Source organism: Pedobacter sp. UYEF25 (genome assembly GCF_054061655.1).
The window spans coordinates 296,353-311,933 of the sequence record NZ_JBSSEL010000003.1 but is presented as its reverse complement, the minus strand read 5'-3'; the positions used below and the strand labels follow the sequence as shown (position 1 = coordinate 311,933).

Here is a 15,581-nt window from a genome sequence, read left to right as displayed (position 1 = left end):
ACTTTCGCTTTTTAACATGTCCAAAGGTATCAATGAAAACATTTCTGACTTAGTTCCAATCACCCTAATTAAAAGGGTAATTTTACGGTATTCTCAAAAGGTGTAAGCCTATTGATAAATTTGGAAGAAATTTGCATTTTTACGTTTAACAAAAAACCCATAAATATGATTTCTAGAAGCAAGATTGAAAAAGTTCCTGTTACGTTAGCCACAGCGATGGTAGCAGTTTTTGATGAATCTCCTGAGCAACGCGAAAGCAAATCATTCACTAAAGCCATTTGGTTTCCCGCTGAACAAATTCTAGAAATTGCAAAATTACTAGAAGATGGAAAACACGACGGTCTAAGAATTTATTTTGCTCGTTACTTAAGTGATCAAAAAACACATTGCCTTGCTGGGAACGAAGGCAAAAATACGGTTCTGTTGGTGCCAACTATGCCCTCTGAACCAACATCATTAACGGTTAGAAAAATGGCGACCATGCAAACGACCGGCACCCACGTAGACGATCCAAATGAAATTTCAAACGGCGGACATAGATGCCCGGACATGTGCGAAGGGGTTAAACTATAGCAATGCCACTTTATTTCCCCTTCACTGTTACATTTGAAATCCTGTGCTTTTGCATAGGATTGGCTCTATTATGGAGAGATAAAAGCTTATTTTGGCGATTGGCAATTGTCTTTCTTTTTGTCACTTGTGTTACAGAAGGATTCGGCATCTACTTGGCAGAAAAATATCACAATAATTTAACACTTTACAATTATTTCTATCTGCTAGAACAAGGATTTATTTCTTACACAATGTATTGCTGTTTCAAACCATACATCGATCCAAAACTGTTGATAATTAGTGGAAGTATACTGTTGGCGTTGAGCGATATTTACTTTTTTTTAGGATATACCGGTATGGATTTCAACTCACTCTCCCAAAATGTAGAAAGTATCTTGTTTGTAATTTATAGCTTGCTGTATTTCTATTTATTTTTAAAGGACAAGAAATATGTAAATATTTCCGATCATCCGGAATTTTGGTGGGTTACGGGAATATTATTCTTTTATTTTGGCAGCGTAATCTTTAATCTGTTTTATAGGTCAATCACTCTCAAACTTTTTAATCGTTCTATTTACTATTACCTTACCACCGTTTTGAACTTAATTCTCTATAGCCTTTGGACATACTCCTTTATTTGCCGGGCCAGGCAGCAGAAATTACAAAGCTAATATTTATCGCTACTGCAATTTTTTTGCTTGTTCCATTATTTCTTATTCTGTATATAAGGTCTTACAATCAACACAAAAAAGAACACATTTTTGAGAAGGTAGCGTTAACTCAAAAGCTTGCCGCAGAAAAGCTGACAGCCATGGTAGAAGTTCAAGAGCAAACCATGCAAACCATCGCTACAAATCTACACGACAATATTGGACAGTTGTTGAGTTTAACCTCTTTAACGCTTAATTCCATCAAACTAGCAGATAGTGAAAAAGCACAGAAGAAAATCGAGGACTCCTTATCCATTTTAAGCAAAACCATAAAAGAACTTAGGTCTTTAGCCAAGCAGCTTCATGGAACACAAATTGCAGAGAAGGGGATTGCAAACATCATCGATCAAGAGGTTGCATTGCTTTCAAAAACGGAGGTTTTTAATTTGGTTGTAAAAAACGAAGTCGACGAAACAGTAGCTCCGTCACCCGAAAAAGATTTAATTATCCTTCGGATGTTCCAAGAAATTGTAAATAACATTATTAAACATGCCCAAGCAAAAAACATTTCCATTTCTACAAGTATAAAAAACGGCACATTTTACTTAATTGTGGAAGAAGATGGAATCGGATTTGATGTTGCCAATGCAGGCGTCCAAAAAACGGGTATGGGCTTAAGTTCAATCAGACGGCGAGTGGAGCTAATAGCTGGAAAAATAATCATAAATTCGGAGAAAAATATAGGAACGAAAATTCTTATTGAAATCCCCTATCCTTAACATGACGCAAGAGAAAATCAGAATAGCCATTGTCGATGACCACACGCTGTTTAGATCGGGGTTAGCTAATCTTTTAGATGAGTTTGACGACATTGAAATCGTTTTCCAGGCTACAAACGGATTAGATTTACAAGAAAAATTACCGAAGCAGTTAGATATTCATTTGATTTTAATGGATATAAATATGCCGATAATAGACGGCTATCTTGCAACATCCTGGGTTAAAACCAATCATCCAGATATAGGAGTGTTGGCTTTAAGCATGCACGAAGATGAAGAAGCAATTATTAAAATGTTAAAAGCTGGAGCAGGCGGATACATGCTAAAGCAAGCTACCCCAAATGATCTGTTGCATGCTATAAAAACCATCCACGAAAAAAAATTCTTCATTAATGAACTGGTTTCCGGAAGGTTATTTGCTGCATTAAAAGACGAAAATTTTAAACCCGCCCTTACCGAAAGGGAGCTGATTTTTTTACAACATTGCAGCACTGAACTGACGTATAAAGAGGTTGCAGACGTCATGTTTGTAAGTCCGAGAACGATAGATAATTATCGAGAATCTTTATTTTCCAAGTTGAACGTAAAATCGAGGACAGGATTGGTGGTTTATGGGATTAAGCATAACTTGATCAAGATCTGAAGCCAATGAAAAGCCGAAATGGACCTAGCTTCAAATTTAGCTAGCGGAAGACCTTAAAATCGAATTATTCCGCCATGTTATGGTAAACGGCTTGCACATCATCATCTTCTTCTAATTTATCTATTAACTTTAAAACGTCTGCTGCCTGCTCTTCATCAACATCTTGAAAAGAAAGGGGAATACGTTCTAATTTAGAACTCTTTAATTCAATTCCTTTTTCTTCAATTGCTTTATGCAAAGGGCCAAAATTTTCAAAAGCACCTTGGGCCACTACCACATCGTTACCCTCTTCATCAGCTTCTACATAAAGATCCTCCAATCCAGCATCAATAAGTTCAAATTCCAATTCTTCTAAATCCATTTCTGCGGTGGGATTAAATCTGAAAACGGATTTTCTGTTAAAAACAAAATCTAATGATCCCGTTTTCCCCAACGTTCCGTTTGTTTTATTGAAGTAGCTACGCACATTTGCAACGGTTCGATTGGTATTGTCTGTTGCTGTTTCAATTAAAACTGCAACGCCATGAGCCGCATAGCCTTCATAAACATATTCCTCATAATTCGCCATCGATTTATCAGATGCACGTTTTATAGCTGCATCTACCCTATCTTTGGGCATATTAACTGCCTTTGCATTTTGTATAGCAGTACGCAAACGACTGTTTGTATCGGGCGATGGCCCTGCATCTTTAACAGCCATAACAATGTCTTTACCTATTCTGGTAAATTGTACGGCCATTTTGGCCCAACGTTTAAATTTTCTCTCTTTTCTAAACTCAAATGCTCTTCCCATATTCGAACTCTATTTAGTTAGCCCTTGTCTAATTGACAAGATCTATTTTATATTAATTGGTTTTCGGATCTACTGAATAACTTCCAAATTGCAAGCCACTTAACGACTACTTATTAGAACTACTTTTTCAAATTTTTAAGCATATCTGCTGTTATTTTGGCTAAATCAAATTCAGGTTTCCATTGCCAGTCTGCCTCTGCACTACTGTCATCGATAGATCTTGGCCAGCTCCCTGCAATTTGTTGCCTTGGGTCACCAGTAGAAAAAGTAAGTTCAAAATTAGGAATATGTTTTTTGATTTCTTCCGCCAATTCGACAGGTGTAAAACTCACCCCAGCAAAATTATAACTGCTTCTTACAGAAATTTCCGACGCTGGTGCGTCCATTAATTCGATCGTTCCTCGAATTGCATCGTCCATATACATCATGGGAAGTTCTGTGTCGGCAGATAAAAACGATTCGTAGGTAGCCTTTTTCAACGCATCATGAAAGATGTGTATTGCATAATCGGTGGTACCGCCACCTGGTGCAGCCCTCCAGCTAATTAATCCTGGGTATCTAATGCTGCGAATGTCTAAACCATATTTCTGATGATAATATTCACACCATCGTTCTCCTGCAAGTTTACTTGTGCCATAAACGGTATTAGGATCCATTGTACAATATTGGGGAGTAGCGATTTTAGGAGAATGCGGACCGAAAACTGCGATAGAACTTGGCCAATAAAACTTTGCAGTTTTAAATTGTAAGGCAAAGTCTAATACATTTAACAAACCGTTCATGTTTAAATCCCAAGCTAACTTTGGATTTTGCTCGCCCGTGGCAGATAATAGTGCAGCCAAGAGATATACCTGAGTTGGTTTATGCTTGCTAAAAATATTTAGGAGCATTTCTTTATCTAGCACATTTACAAATTCAAAGGGTCCAGAATTTTTTATGTCGTAATCCGGTCGTCTAATGTCGCACGCCACTACGGCATCTACCGAATAGATTTTTCTAAGCATCGATACCAGTTCGGTACCAATTTGGCCATTCGACCCCAAAACCACTATTTTCTCTTGCATAAGATCTGTTAGATTTAGGCAAAGGTAAAAAAACGAGGTAAAACCAATCAGACCGAAGTACGATTTCGTGTGATTTTTTAAAAAATTTTAAGTAAATCGATTTATTTTGCGTGCAAATGGCTAAGAAAAAAAAAATTACCCCTATTTTATTTCAAATAAAAATGAGTAATAAATGCATTACATTAAATGATTTGAGTTTTCTTTACCACAATTCTCCAAAATTTTATCTAATATTACGTGTCAAAATGAATTAACCAAATACTAGTTCTTATAAAATAATACAGTTTCAATGTAACCAAATGGTGCTATTTACTCTAGTAAAAAAACCCTCCGACGTAAAACATGTATACGAATTGAAGGGAAAGTAAATCCCGTGCAATTGCTCCTTTAATTTAATTATTTGGATGAGGTAAAACTGAAACGACTAGTAACACTTTTAAAAAGGATGAAAAGAAAAATAAGAATGGGAATGATCGGCGGTGGAAAAGATGCCTTTATAGGTGCCATTCATCGTATTGCAGCCAATATGGATGGCTTGGTTGAACTTTGCTGCGGAGCATTTAGCGTCCATCCGGAAATTGGGCTAGCGTCTGGAAGATCCCTTTTTCTGAGCGAAGACAGGATATATGCAAACTATCAGGAGCTTTTTGAAAAAGAAAGCAAATTGCCAGCCGATAAGAGAATAGATTTTGTAACCATTGTAACTCCTAATTTTGCGCATTTTGAACCTGCTATGTTGGCTTTAGATCATGGATTTAACGTGGTGATCGAAAAACCAATGACCATAACATTAGATGAGGCCAAACAATTACAAAAAAAGGTAGAGCAAACTGGTCTTACCCTTTGCTTAACACATACCTATTCTGGCTATCCCATGGTTAAACAAGCCAAACAAATGGTTAGCGAGGGCATGATTGGAGCAATCAGAAAAGTGATTGTCGAGTATCCGCAAGGTTGGTTAAGTAAGCTTTCTGAGCGCGAGGGAAATGCACAGGCTGCTTGGCGAACCGACCCGAGTAAAACAGGGAAAAGTGGTTCTATGGGAGACATTGGTACGCATGCCGCCCATTTGGCAGAATACATTACCGGCTTGGAAATAACAAAAATATGCGCAGATTTAAATATTGTTGTACCTGGTAGAGCAATAGATGATGATGGTAATGTGCTATTAAAATTTGACAATGGAAGCAATGGCGTTCTAATTGCGTCTCAAATTGCCGCCGGTGAGGAAAATGCCTTAAAAATTAAAGTATACGGAGAAAAAGGTGGCTTAGAGTGGCATCAAATGGAACCAAACAGCTTAATGGTTAAATGGACAGATAAACCTGCAGAAATTTATCGTGCTGGAAGTGATTATTTAGGCAGTTTTGCAAAACACAACATGCGGACGCCAGGTGGCCATCCCGAAGGATATCTTGAAGCTTTTGCAAATATTTATAGAAATTTTGTGCAAACATTAGACGCCATACATCGAGGAGAAAAACCAACGGCAGAAATGCTAGATTTCCCAACTGCAAAAGATGGTGTTAGAGGAATGGCATTTATAGAAAATGTGGTAAATTCTAGCAATTCAGATCAAAAATGGTTAGACAATAAAGTTTAAAATATGACAACTATTAAAGGCCCTGCAGTTTTTTTAGCTCAATTTATAAGTGATGAAGCACCTTTCAACTCTTTAGACAGCATTTGTGCTTGGGCACAGGGATTGGGATTTAAAGGCATACAAATGCCAACAACCGACAACCGATTTATAGATCTGCAACAAGCAGCCGAGAGTAAAACCTATGCAGATGAGTTGAAAGGGAAAATAGCCTCCTACGGATTAGAAATCACCGAGCTATCTACACATTTACAAGGTCAACTTGTGGCTGTACATCCGGCTTATAATGATCTTTTTGATGCTTTTGCTCCAAAGCAATTCCACAACAATGCGCCGGAACGTACTAAGTGGGCTGTTCAACAGTTAAAATATGCCGCTAAAGCATCGCAAAATTTGGGGCTAACGGCACATGCAACTTTTAGTGGATCTTTACTCTGGCAATATTTTCATCCGTGGCCCCAGCGCCCTGAAGGCTTAGTAGAGGAAGGTTTTAGAGAGCTAGCAAAACGATGGATGCCCATCTTAAATGAGTTTGACAATTGCGGAGTGGACGTTTGTTACGAAATTCACCCAGGGGAAGATTTATTCGATGGGGAAACGTACGAAATGTTTTTGGCTGCGGTGAATAATCATCCAAGGGCGTGTTTGCTGTATGATCCTTCACACTTTGTGCTTCAACAATTAGATTATATCCAATACATCGATTTTTATCACGAAAGAATAAAAGCTTTCCACGTTAAAGATGCAGAATTCAATCCCACAGGAAAACAGGGCACATTTGGAGGCTACCAAAGTTGGATCAACAGGGCAGGTAGGTATCGTTCTCCGGGCGACGGCCAGGTAGATTTTAAAACCATTTTTAGTAAACTGGCTAAATATGATTTTCCAGGGTGGGCTGTGATGGAATGGGAATGTTGTCTAAAAAATCAAGAGGATGGTGCAAGAGAGGGTGCAGCATTTATAGAACAAAACATCATTAAAGTGACCGATAAAGCGTTTGATGATTTTGCTTCTGCAGGTAGCGATGCCGACTTTAATAAAAGGATACTTGGAATTTAAAATAAACACACACTAATACAACGATGAAAAAAACAATTTTAACATTAGGCGCCGCAATTATATTGATGGGTTCCTATTGCACTTCAAGCAAAACTGGCGAGCAATCTGCAGATACCTCATCAATGGCTAAGGTCGATAATGTAGTAACTGCAGCGCCTGCAACCAATGAACCCGCTAAAGCAGACACTCAAAAAGTCACTCTACCTAAGGTCGAACCGAAAGAGACTGAAAAACCAGTTATAAAATTACCTCCTCCAGTAGTCGCAAAAGATAATTCTGCTATTGCAGGAACCCCTGCTCAAATTGCTGCGGGAGGAAAATTACTAGCAAAGTCAGATTGTTTGGCCTGCCATAACGAGCAAACTAAAATAGTAGGGCCTGCATACGTTATGGTGGCGGAAAAATATAAGCCGAATGAGGCAAATATAAATTACCTGGTGGGAAAAGTGATTAACGGTGGCTCCGGCGTTTGGGGAGCAATCCCGATGAGCCCTCATCCTACGCTTGCAAAAGCAGATGTGAAATTAATGGTACAATATATATTAGCCTTAAAAAAATAGAATTAACCTAACTAAACAATGGAAAAAAATACAGAAATTAAAGATGCGACTAACCGGCGCGGATTTTTAAAAACAAGTGCAATTGCTGCCGCAGCGTTTATGATTGTTCCTCGGCACGTCTTGGGCGGCCCAGGTTTCTTGGCGCCTAGTGATAGATTACTAGTTGCTGGCGTTGGTGCTGGTGGTAAAGGCGAGAGTGATATTGCAAACTTTGCAAAAAGTGGTAAAGCTGACATTGCTTTTTTATGCGATGTAGACGATCGCAGGGCGGCTGCCAGCAGAAAAGCTTTTCCAAAAGCTAAGTACTACAAAGATTGGCGCGAATTAATGGACAAAGAACATAAAAATTTCGATGCGGTCTCTGTATCAACCCCCGATCACAATCATGCCATTATTGCTTTGGGAGCCATGCAACTTGGCAAACATGTTTATGTGCAAAAACCTTTAACCCACGATATTTATGAGGCTAGAATACTCACAAATGCTGCCCAAAAATATAAGGTAGTCACTCAAATGGGCAATCAGGGAGCTTCTAATGATGGTCCGCGCCAAATGAGAGAATGGGTTGAGGCAGGTTTAATCGGCGACGTTCACACCGTTTACGCTTGGACGGACAGACCCGTTTGGCCACAAGGAATTCCTTGGCCCGCAAAATCAGAAAACATACCAAAGGAATTAGATTGGGATTTATGGCTAGGTACCGCGCCTCAAGAGGACTATGTGGACAAACTTATTCCTTTTAACTGGAGGGGATGGTGGGATTATGGAACAGGTGCTTTGGGAGATATGGGCTGCCATTTATTAGAAGCACCTTTTAGCGTTTTAGGACTTAAATACGCCAGCGAAGTAGAGGCTAGCGTGGGATCTGTATATGTAGATGAGTTTAAACGTGGTTATTTTCCAAAAAGCTGTCCTCCATCTAGTCACGTAACGTTAAAGTTTCCAAAAACGGAACGTACCGCTACCGATGTAGAAGTGCACTGGATGGACGGTGGCATCCAACCACAACGTCCTGAAGAATTAGAAGCAGACGAAACTTTTGGAGATGGCGGCAACGGAACATTATTTATCGGATCAAAGGGAAAGATGATGTGCGAAACTTACAGCGCCAACCCAAAATTACTTCCACTTAGCAGAAATAAAGACATTAAAGTGCCTGAAAAATATGCTAGAGTGAAAGGTGGTGCTGACGGTCACTATGCACAATGGGTAGAAGCGGCTATTGCCGGGCACGGAAAACAAAAGGTAAGTTCGCCTTTCGAAATTGCTGGACCGCTGACCGAAGCATTACTTATGGCGAATTTGGCCATCAGAAGTTTTGACATTCAAGTAACCAACAACGGTAAAACGAATTATCCCGGAAGATATAAAAAAATGCTTTGGGACAACAACAACATGAGAATTACTAATTTTGATGAAGCAAACCAATTTGTAAAACGTACATACAGAAATGGTTGGGGCGATTTAAAAGTTTAGTAAACAGTGCTTAATCAATTCTAATTAAATCGTCGAATGTAGAGAATTTCGGCACATCTTAGTATAAAATAAATGAAAAAATTTAGTTATGCCATGCTTTTATGCGCGGCCGTTGCGTTATCTTCTTGCGCACAAAAAGGGTATCAACAACTTTCTAAAGGAGCGACCATAAAAGGATGGCATACCTACAATAAAAATGTGGTGGGCGCTGCGTGGACTACAAATGACGGTGTATTTCATTTAGACCCGACCGTAAAAGATGGAGGGGGCGATTTGGTAACCGATAAAGAGTACAGCAATTTTGATTTAACATACGATTGGAAAGTTGCTCCGGGATCTAATAGCGGGTTAATTTTTTATGTCCATGAAGATCCGAAATATTCAGAAACCTATACTACGGGAATAGAAATGCAGGTAATAGACAACGACGGTCACCCAGATGGAAAAAACCCAAAACATCGTGCCGGCGATCTTTACGATTTGATCTCTAGTTCTTCTGAACCGGTTAAGCCTGTAGGTGAGTGGAACAGGGCTAGAATTGTAAGTGATAAAGGAAATCTTACGCTTTTCTTAAACGGTGTGCAAGTCGTAAAAACCACTATGTGGGATGAAAGCTGGAGTAAACTCGTTGCGGGAAGCAAATTCGCAAATTGGAAAGATTGGGGTACCTTTCACAAAGGAAAAATTGCTTTGCAAGATCATGGGGGAGAAATGTGGTATAAAAATATCTCTATAAAAGAGCTTTAGGTAAATTACCGCTGTAGGAAGGGATATGCTCTACCTACAGCGATAAACATAACTTGACCTTAAATACCATTTAACATTTTAACCAAATGAATTTTATTACAAGATTTAAACTGTCGAGCATGATGTTCCTGGAATTTTTTATCTGGGGCGCATGGTTCGTTACGCTAGGTACATTTTTGGGAAATAATTTAAAAGCTTCGGGTGCAGAAACTGGCGCTGTATTTTCTACCCAATCATGGGGCGCCATTGTTGCCCCGTTTATTGTGGGTCTAATCGCAGACAGATATTTTAATGCCGAAAAAATACTCGGAATATTACATCTAATTGGGGCAGTGCTGATGTATCAAATGTATGTAGCACCAGATATAACCACTTTCTATCCGTACGTCCTTGGCTATATGATTATTTTTATGCCAACTTTGGCGCTTGTAAATTCAGTCTCGTTCAATCAAATGAAGGATCCAGAGAAAGAATTTTCTTCTATCCGCATTTGGGGCACTTTGGGATGGATCATAGCTGGTTTACTAATTAGCTACTTTTTTCACTGGGACTCAAAGGAAGGTACTGAAACTGGCTTATTAAAAAACACTTTTTTAATGGCTGGCATTGTTTCGCTTGTACTCGGTTTGTTCAGCTTTACTTTACCGAAAACGCCGCCAAAGATTTCTGCTGATCAGAAAATAACCGTTTCAGACGTTCTGGGTTTAGACGCCTTAAAGTTATTGAAAGACAGGAATTTTCTGATATTTTTTATATCCTCAATCTTAATCTGCATTCCGTTGGCATTTTACTATCAAAATGCAAACCCATTTTTATCAAACATAGGCGTAGCCAATCCTACAGGCAAGATGACCATAGGCCAAGCGTCTGAAGTAATTTTTCTATTGTTTTTACCTATATTTTTTAAACGCTTTGGATTTAAATTCACCATCTTGATTGGCATGTTGGCTTGGGCAGTTCGTTACGCATTATTCGCTTATGGAAATGCCGGCGAATTGAGTTTTATGCTGATTATCGGTATTGCGCTGCATGGTGTTTGCTATGATTTTTTCTTTGTATCAGGGCAAATTTATACAAATTCTAAAGCAGGTGAAAAATTTAAAAGCTCGGCACAGGGTCTAATTACATTAGCTACTTATGGCGTCGGCATGTTAATCGGTTTTGCCGTCGCCGGGAAAATCTCCGACGCATACAAAGCCACGGATGGTTCAATGGATTGGAAAATGATTTGGATAATCCCTGCGGGAATCGCATTGCTAGTGTTTGTTTTATTTGCTTTAACATTTAATGAAAAAACGAAGAATAATATAAATAATGAAGAGGAAGCAACTAGCAAACTGGAATTTAAATAGATATATTTAACCATAAATCATTCACATTATCTAACAACCCAAATGATTACCAGAAGAAATTTCATCGTATCGAGCAGCATGGCTGCAACCGCAGTATGGCTACTGCCTGCTTTTGCATGCAATGGTGCAGCTAAAAATGTCGGCTTACAACTTTACAGCCTTAGAGATAGGATTGGCGATAATGTAAAGCTCATTTTGGAACAGGTAGCCAAGGCGGGATACAACACGGTAGAAACTTACGGTTTTTCGATAAAGGATAAGTTTTGGGGATTGGCACCAAAAGATTTTAAGAAAATTTTAGACGACGTGAACCTAAAGGCTACTAGTGGACACTACGGACTTGGTAATTTCTTAGTAGATGGAAATACCGATGAGCTAATTGCAGCCATTGAAGCTGCAGGAATTCTTAAAAGCGAATATTTGACTGTTCCATATCTAGATGCAACTTTACGGACGAGCGTAGATGATTATAAGAAAATCGCCGAAAAACTCAATAAGGCAGCAGAAATGTGTAAATCTACCGGATTGAAACTAGCCTACCACAACCATAACTTTGAATTTGATGCCATTGGCAATATTGATGGGTACGAAACATTACTAACCGAAACGGACAAAAATTTAGTAGATTTCGAAATGGATTTGTATTGGGTTGCTAGAGCTGGGAAAATTCCGGTACAGCTATTTAAAGAACATCCGGGAAGGTTTAAAATGTGGCACATTAAAGATATGGACAAAAAAAATCCAAATCTAAATACAGAAGTTGGCAGCGGACGAATAGATTTCAAACCCATATTTGCGCAGGCTAAATTAGCCGGAATGGAACACATTTTTGTAGAACAAGAAAATAATTATTACCCTAACGAATTAGACTCGATTAAAACGAGCTGTGATTATATTAAAAAAGAACTAATTTAAAACAGCATTATGACTACCAGAAGATCATTTGTAAAACAGGCAGGATTTATTGTAGGAGCTGCAGTAGTGGCACCTTCCTTTGCCTTCAGTAAATCGCCTAAAAAAATAGGCTTGCAGTTGTACACCTTGAGAGATATGCTACCAAAAGATGCTGCTGGAACCATTGCGCAAATTTCAAAAGCAGGCTATCAAGAAGTAGAAACATTTGGATTTGGTGACGGAAAGTTTTTCGGGTATACACCCAAAGACTTTAAGAAACTTTTGGCCGACAATGGTTTAACAGCCCCGAGTGGACACTATGGTATGGATGAGTTCGATAGAACAGGAAAAACCGATCAATTAAAAACCAACATGGATGCAGCACTCGCCGTTGGAAGCAATTATTTCACCATCGCTTCTGCCCATGCTGGTGAAGGGGCTGATGGCTTTAAAAAATTAGCTGAGGATTTTAACAAAGTTGCTGAATTGGCAAAAGAAGCCGGATTAAAATTTGCTTACCACAACCATAATTTTGAGTTTAAACCTGTTGGTGATACGACTGGATATGAAATTTTATTAAAGGAAACGGACAAAAACCTCGTTAATTTCGAAATGGATATCTATTGGGTAGTACGTGGCGGTAAAGATCCAATCACCTTGATGAAAGAAAATCCAGGAAGATTTGTGATGTGGCATGTTAAAGATATGGACAAGCAACATCCGGAAGAAAATACAGAAGTTGGCAAAGGTTCCATAGATTTTAAACCAATTTTTGAAGAGGCAAAATTGTCTGGTATGAAACACTTCTTCGTTGAGCATGAGAACAACTATTATCCAGATCCTATTGGCTCTATTAGAACAAGTTGTGACTACATAAAAAATAATTTAGTTAAATAAACATTTGCGGACAATACAGTTTTTTACAATTAATAAGTCATTTAATTTACTCAATTTTACTAGTATATTAATTGTAGCACTTAGTTGAGCGTTTTCTTGGAGAATGTTTAAGATACCCATCAATAAATGATAACCAAATATAACTATTGATAACATGCAAAGAAGAGAAGCATTAAAAAATGTTGCTGTATTGTTTGGCGGAGTCATTTCAGCAACCACAATGGGCATTTTATTTGAAGGTTTTATACTCCCTGAAAATGAAAAAAATCGAGTGTTCTTTACTGCGGATCAGGAAAAAATGCTCGCTGAATTTGCTGAAATTATTCTTCCCACAACTAAATCCTCACCCGGAGCTAAGGCAGCTGGTGTTGGCAAGTTTATTCCAATGATGGTGAGAGATTGTTATCCAGCAGACATACAAAAAGCCTTCTTTGATGGGTTGAAAGAAATGGAAGCCAAATCAATTAACAACTTTAATAAAGCTTTTTTATCTTTAACAACTGCAGAACGCACAAAACTAGTTGGCCAAATAAGAGAGGAAACCATTCAACAAAAAAGAGCAGATAGAGCAAGTGATAAAAAGGAAAATTATTTTTTTGCAATTGCTAGAGATTTAACTATTCTAGGTTATTTTTCTTCAGAAATTGGTTGCGTTCAAGCCCGCAATTACGTTGCCATTCCTGGGCGATACGACGGTGCTACGCCTTTAAAACCTGGGCAAAAGTCTTGGGCAACTTAATTCTAACAGTGGTAATCTAACAGAAGTGATGAATGTAAATACAAACTTAAAAGCAGAAAATACCTACGATGCAATTGTTATAGGATCCGGAATTAGTGGTGGCTGGGCTGCGAAAGAGCTTACGGAGAAAGGTCTAAATGTGTTGATGTTAGAAAGAGGAATGAATGTCGAGCACATTAAAGATTACCCTTCAGCGTTAAAAAATCCATGGGAATTAGAACACCGTGGAACGATAACAGAGGCTCAAAAGGCGACTCATCCGGTTCAAATAAGGGATTATCCATACCAAGAAGCAAATGAGAAATGGTGGGTTAACGATCTAGAATGTCCTTACACAGAGGATAAGAGATTTGATTGGTATCGGGGTTTTCAAGTTGGGGGCAAATCTTTAACCTGGGGAAGGCAGAGCTATCGGTTTAGTGATCATAATTTTGAGGACAACGCAAGAGATGGCCACGGAAATGATTGGCCAATTCGCTATAAAGACATTGCTCCTTGGTACAGCTATGCGGAGCGTTTTGCTGGGATAAGTGGGTCGAAAGAAAATTGGCCGCTCCTTCCTGATGGGGAGTTTTTACCTCCCATGGATCTTAATTGTGTCGAAAAATTAGTTAAAGCAAGACTTGAGGAACATTATAAAAAGTCTAGAATTTTAATGATTGGTCGGACCGCTAACCTAACTGTACCACATAAAGGCCGTGGCAGCTGCCAATATCGAAATCTATGTAGCAGAGGTTGCCCGTTCGGAGCCTATTTTAGTACACAAGCTTCAACTCTACCTGCTGCAATGGCTACGAAAAGATTAACGTTAAGGCCTTACTCCATTGTAAATCACATTATTTACGATAAAGATACTAAAAAAGCCAAAGGGGTTATGGTCATTGATGCGGAGACTAATGAAACAATGGAGTTTTATGCTAAAATTGTTTTTGTTAATGGGTCTACCTTGGGGACAACATTTATTTTGTTAAATTCAACTTCTGAAGCGCATCCGAACGGGTTGGGCAACGCCAGCGGACAGTTAGGGCATAATTTAATGGATCACCATTTCCGTTGTGGAGCGAGCGGTGATGCGCCAGGTTTTGAAGATAAATATACGTATGGTCGCAGGGCAAATGGTATTTATATTCCAAGATACAGAAACACTGGAGATGAAAAACGCAACTATTTACGTGGTTTCGGTTATCAAGGTAGTGCGAGTAGAAGTAACTGGCAGGATGATGTTGCCGAATTGGCCTTTGGAACCGATTTTAAAACTAAAATGACAACCCCAGGGAAGTGGACAATGGGACTCGGCGGGTTTGGAGAAATGTTACCATACTACGAAAATAAAGTTTACATCAATAAAGAAAAGAAAGACAAATGGGGCCAACCTGTATTGGCTATTGATTGTGAGTATAAGGATAACGAGAAAAAAATGCGTGTTGATATGATGAATGATGCTGCTGAGATGTTAGAAGCCTCGGGGATAAAAAACATCAGCACGTATGATGCCGGTTGTTACCCAGGAATGGCGATTCACGAGATGGGAACAGCAAGAATGGGTAACGACCCAAAAACCTCTGTGTTAAATAAATTTAATCAAATGCACGAGGTAAACAATGTTTTCGTAACAGATGGTTCTTGCATGCCTTCAATCGCTTGTCAAAATCCTTCGCTAACATTTATGGCTTTAACAGCCCGTGCTTGCGACTATGCAGTAACCGAATTGAAGAAAAATAACATTTAAATAGATAAGTTTTTATCAAAAAATTAAACACTGGTATTAGCATCCCA

Annotated in this window: 16 protein-coding genes; 14 read left to right on the top strand and 2 right to left on the bottom strand. The window is 38.8% G+C overall.

The genetic code is table 11. The features are described 5' to 3' along the window. Window positions 1-165 precede the first annotated feature (165 nt). From ACVWYG_RS05350 to ACVWYG_RS05335, 4 genes are read left to right on the top strand one after another with little or no spacing between them, the layout of a single operon-like run. A complete protein-coding gene (locus tag ACVWYG_RS05350; protein WP_457269123.1) occupies window positions 166-573 on the top strand; it encodes a hypothetical protein in 408 nt (135 codons plus the stop codon). 2 nt (window positions 574-575) lie between these two features. After that, complete coding sequence (locus ACVWYG_RS05345; protein WP_457269122.1) at window positions 576-1,223, top strand: hypothetical protein; 648 nt, start codon at window positions 576-578, stop codon at window positions 1,221-1,223. Beyond that, window positions 1,172-1,981 carry a sensor histidine kinase gene (locus ACVWYG_RS05340; RefSeq protein WP_457269121.1) on the top strand — a complete coding sequence of 270 codons (810 nt, stop codon included), beginning with the start codon at window positions 1,172-1,174 and terminating at the stop codon, window positions 1,979-1,981. Before ACVWYG_RS05345 ends, ACVWYG_RS05340 begins: the two co-directional genes overlap by 52 nt. Window position 1,982: 1 nt before the next feature. Then, on the top strand, window positions 1,983-2,624 hold the full coding sequence (locus tag ACVWYG_RS05335) for a response regulator transcription factor (RefSeq protein WP_457269120.1): 642 nt from the start codon (window positions 1,983-1,985) through the stop codon (window positions 2,622-2,624). A gap of 64 nt (window positions 2,625-2,688) precedes the next feature. Here ACVWYG_RS05335 and ACVWYG_RS05330 read toward each other — a convergent pair whose 3' ends face one another. Both ACVWYG_RS05330 and ACVWYG_RS05325 read right to left on the bottom strand, forming a co-directional pair. Further along, a complete protein-coding gene (locus ACVWYG_RS05330) occupies window positions 2,689-3,417 on the bottom strand; it encodes a YebC/PmpR family DNA-binding transcriptional regulator (protein WP_457269119.1) in 729 nt (242 codons plus the stop codon). Window positions 3,418-3,536: 119 nt separating this feature from the next. Next, on the bottom strand, window positions 3,537-4,481 hold the full coding sequence (locus ACVWYG_RS05325; protein WP_457269118.1) for an NAD-dependent epimerase/dehydratase family protein: 945 nt from the start codon (window positions 4,479-4,481) through the stop codon (window positions 3,537-3,539). A 445-nt stretch (window positions 4,482-4,926) separates the two neighbouring features. On the opposite strand from ACVWYG_RS05325, the gene ACVWYG_RS05320 reads away from it, so the two are divergent. From ACVWYG_RS05320 to ACVWYG_RS05275, 10 genes are all read left to right on the top strand, one after another. Beyond that, on the top strand, window positions 4,927-6,084 hold the full coding sequence (locus ACVWYG_RS05320; protein WP_457269117.1) for a Gfo/Idh/MocA family protein: 1,158 nt from the start codon (window positions 4,927-4,929) through the stop codon (window positions 6,082-6,084). 3 nt (window positions 6,085-6,087) lie between these two features. Then, window positions 6,088-7,140, top strand: coding sequence for a sugar phosphate isomerase/epimerase family protein (locus tag ACVWYG_RS05315; protein WP_457269116.1), 1,053 nt, complete (start codon window positions 6,088-6,090; stop codon window positions 7,138-7,140). Between the two features lie 23 nt (window positions 7,141-7,163). Next, window positions 7,164-7,700, top strand: a complete 537-nt coding sequence (locus tag ACVWYG_RS05310) for a c-type cytochrome (RefSeq protein WP_457269115.1) — start codon at window positions 7,164-7,166, stop codon at window positions 7,698-7,700. 18 nt (window positions 7,701-7,718) lie between these two features. Continuing rightward, entirely contained in the window at window positions 7,719-9,176 is a 1,458-nt protein-coding gene (locus tag ACVWYG_RS05305) for a Gfo/Idh/MocA family protein (RefSeq protein ID WP_457269114.1), read from the top strand. A gap of 72 nt (window positions 9,177-9,248) precedes the next feature. After that, window positions 9,249-9,923, top strand: a complete 675-nt coding sequence (locus ACVWYG_RS05300) for a 3-keto-disaccharide hydrolase (RefSeq protein ID WP_457269113.1) — start codon at window positions 9,249-9,251, stop codon at window positions 9,921-9,923. Window positions 9,924-10,009: 86 nt separating this feature from the next. Beyond that, entirely contained in the window at window positions 10,010-11,275 is a 1,266-nt protein-coding gene (locus ACVWYG_RS05295) for a nucleoside permease (RefSeq protein ID WP_457269112.1), read from the top strand. Between the two features lie 42 nt (window positions 11,276-11,317). Further along, window positions 11,318-12,190 (top strand): sugar phosphate isomerase/epimerase family protein, encoded by an 873-nt coding sequence (locus tag ACVWYG_RS05290; RefSeq protein WP_457269111.1) that lies wholly within the window; start codon window positions 11,318-11,320, stop codon window positions 12,188-12,190. A gap of 9 nt (window positions 12,191-12,199) precedes the next feature. Further along, complete coding sequence (locus tag ACVWYG_RS05285; protein WP_457269110.1) at window positions 12,200-13,066, top strand: sugar phosphate isomerase/epimerase family protein; 867 nt, start codon at window positions 12,200-12,202, stop codon at window positions 13,064-13,066. Between the two features lie 154 nt (window positions 13,067-13,220). Further along, a complete protein-coding gene (locus ACVWYG_RS05280; RefSeq protein ID WP_457269109.1) occupies window positions 13,221-13,805 on the top strand; it encodes a gluconate 2-dehydrogenase subunit 3 family protein in 585 nt (194 codons plus the stop codon). 28 nt (window positions 13,806-13,833) lie between these two features. Then, window positions 13,834-15,534 carry a GMC oxidoreductase gene (locus tag ACVWYG_RS05275; protein WP_457269108.1) on the top strand — a complete coding sequence of 567 codons (1,701 nt, stop codon included), beginning with the start codon at window positions 13,834-13,836 and terminating at the stop codon, window positions 15,532-15,534. Window positions 15,535-15,581 lie beyond the last annotated feature (47 nt).

Excerpts from the sequence above, each read along its gene's own strand:
- ACVWYG_RS05300 (WP_457269113.1), top strand. The coding sequence starts at position 9,249 with ATGAAAAAATTTAGTTATGCCATGCTTTTATGCGCGGCCGTTGCGTTA.
- ACVWYG_RS05345 (WP_457269122.1), top strand. The coding sequence starts at position 576 with ATGCCACTTTATTTCCCCTTCACTGTTACATTTGAAATCCTGTGCTTT.
- ACVWYG_RS05315 (WP_457269116.1), top strand. The coding sequence starts at position 6,088 with ATGACAACTATTAAAGGCCCTGCAGTTTTTTTAGCTCAATTTATAAGT.
- ACVWYG_RS05285 (WP_457269110.1), top strand. The coding sequence starts at position 12,200 with ATGACTACCAGAAGATCATTTGTAAAACAGGCAGGATTTATTGTAGGA.
- ACVWYG_RS05275 (WP_457269108.1), top strand. The coding sequence starts at position 13,834 with ATGAATGTAAATACAAACTTAAAAGCAGAAAATACCTACGATGCAATT.
- ACVWYG_RS05280 (WP_457269109.1), top strand. The coding sequence starts at position 13,221 with ATGCAAAGAAGAGAAGCATTAAAAAATGTTGCTGTATTGTTTGGCGGA.
- ACVWYG_RS05325 (WP_457269118.1), bottom strand. The coding sequence starts at position 4,481 with ATGCAAGAGAAAATAGTGGTTTTGGGGTCGAATGGCCAAATTGGTACC.
- ACVWYG_RS05335 (WP_457269120.1), top strand. The coding sequence starts at position 1,983 with ATGACGCAAGAGAAAATCAGAATAGCCATTGTCGATGACCACACGCTG.
- ACVWYG_RS05290 (WP_457269111.1), top strand. The coding sequence starts at position 11,318 with ATGATTACCAGAAGAAATTTCATCGTATCGAGCAGCATGGCTGCAACC.
- ACVWYG_RS05305 (WP_457269114.1), top strand. The coding sequence starts at position 7,719 with ATGGAAAAAAATACAGAAATTAAAGATGCGACTAACCGGCGCGGATTT.
- ACVWYG_RS05350 (WP_457269123.1), top strand. The coding sequence starts at position 166 with ATGATTTCTAGAAGCAAGATTGAAAAAGTTCCTGTTACGTTAGCCACA.
- ACVWYG_RS05320 (WP_457269117.1), top strand. The coding sequence starts at position 4,927 with ATGAAAAGAAAAATAAGAATGGGAATGATCGGCGGTGGAAAAGATGCC.
- ACVWYG_RS05310 (WP_457269115.1), top strand. The coding sequence starts at position 7,164 with ATGAAAAAAACAATTTTAACATTAGGCGCCGCAATTATATTGATGGGT.
- ACVWYG_RS05330 (WP_457269119.1), bottom strand. The coding sequence starts at position 3,417 with ATGGGAAGAGCATTTGAGTTTAGAAAAGAGAGAAAATTTAAACGTTGG.
- ACVWYG_RS05295 (WP_457269112.1), top strand. The coding sequence starts at position 10,010 with ATGAATTTTATTACAAGATTTAAACTGTCGAGCATGATGTTCCTGGAA.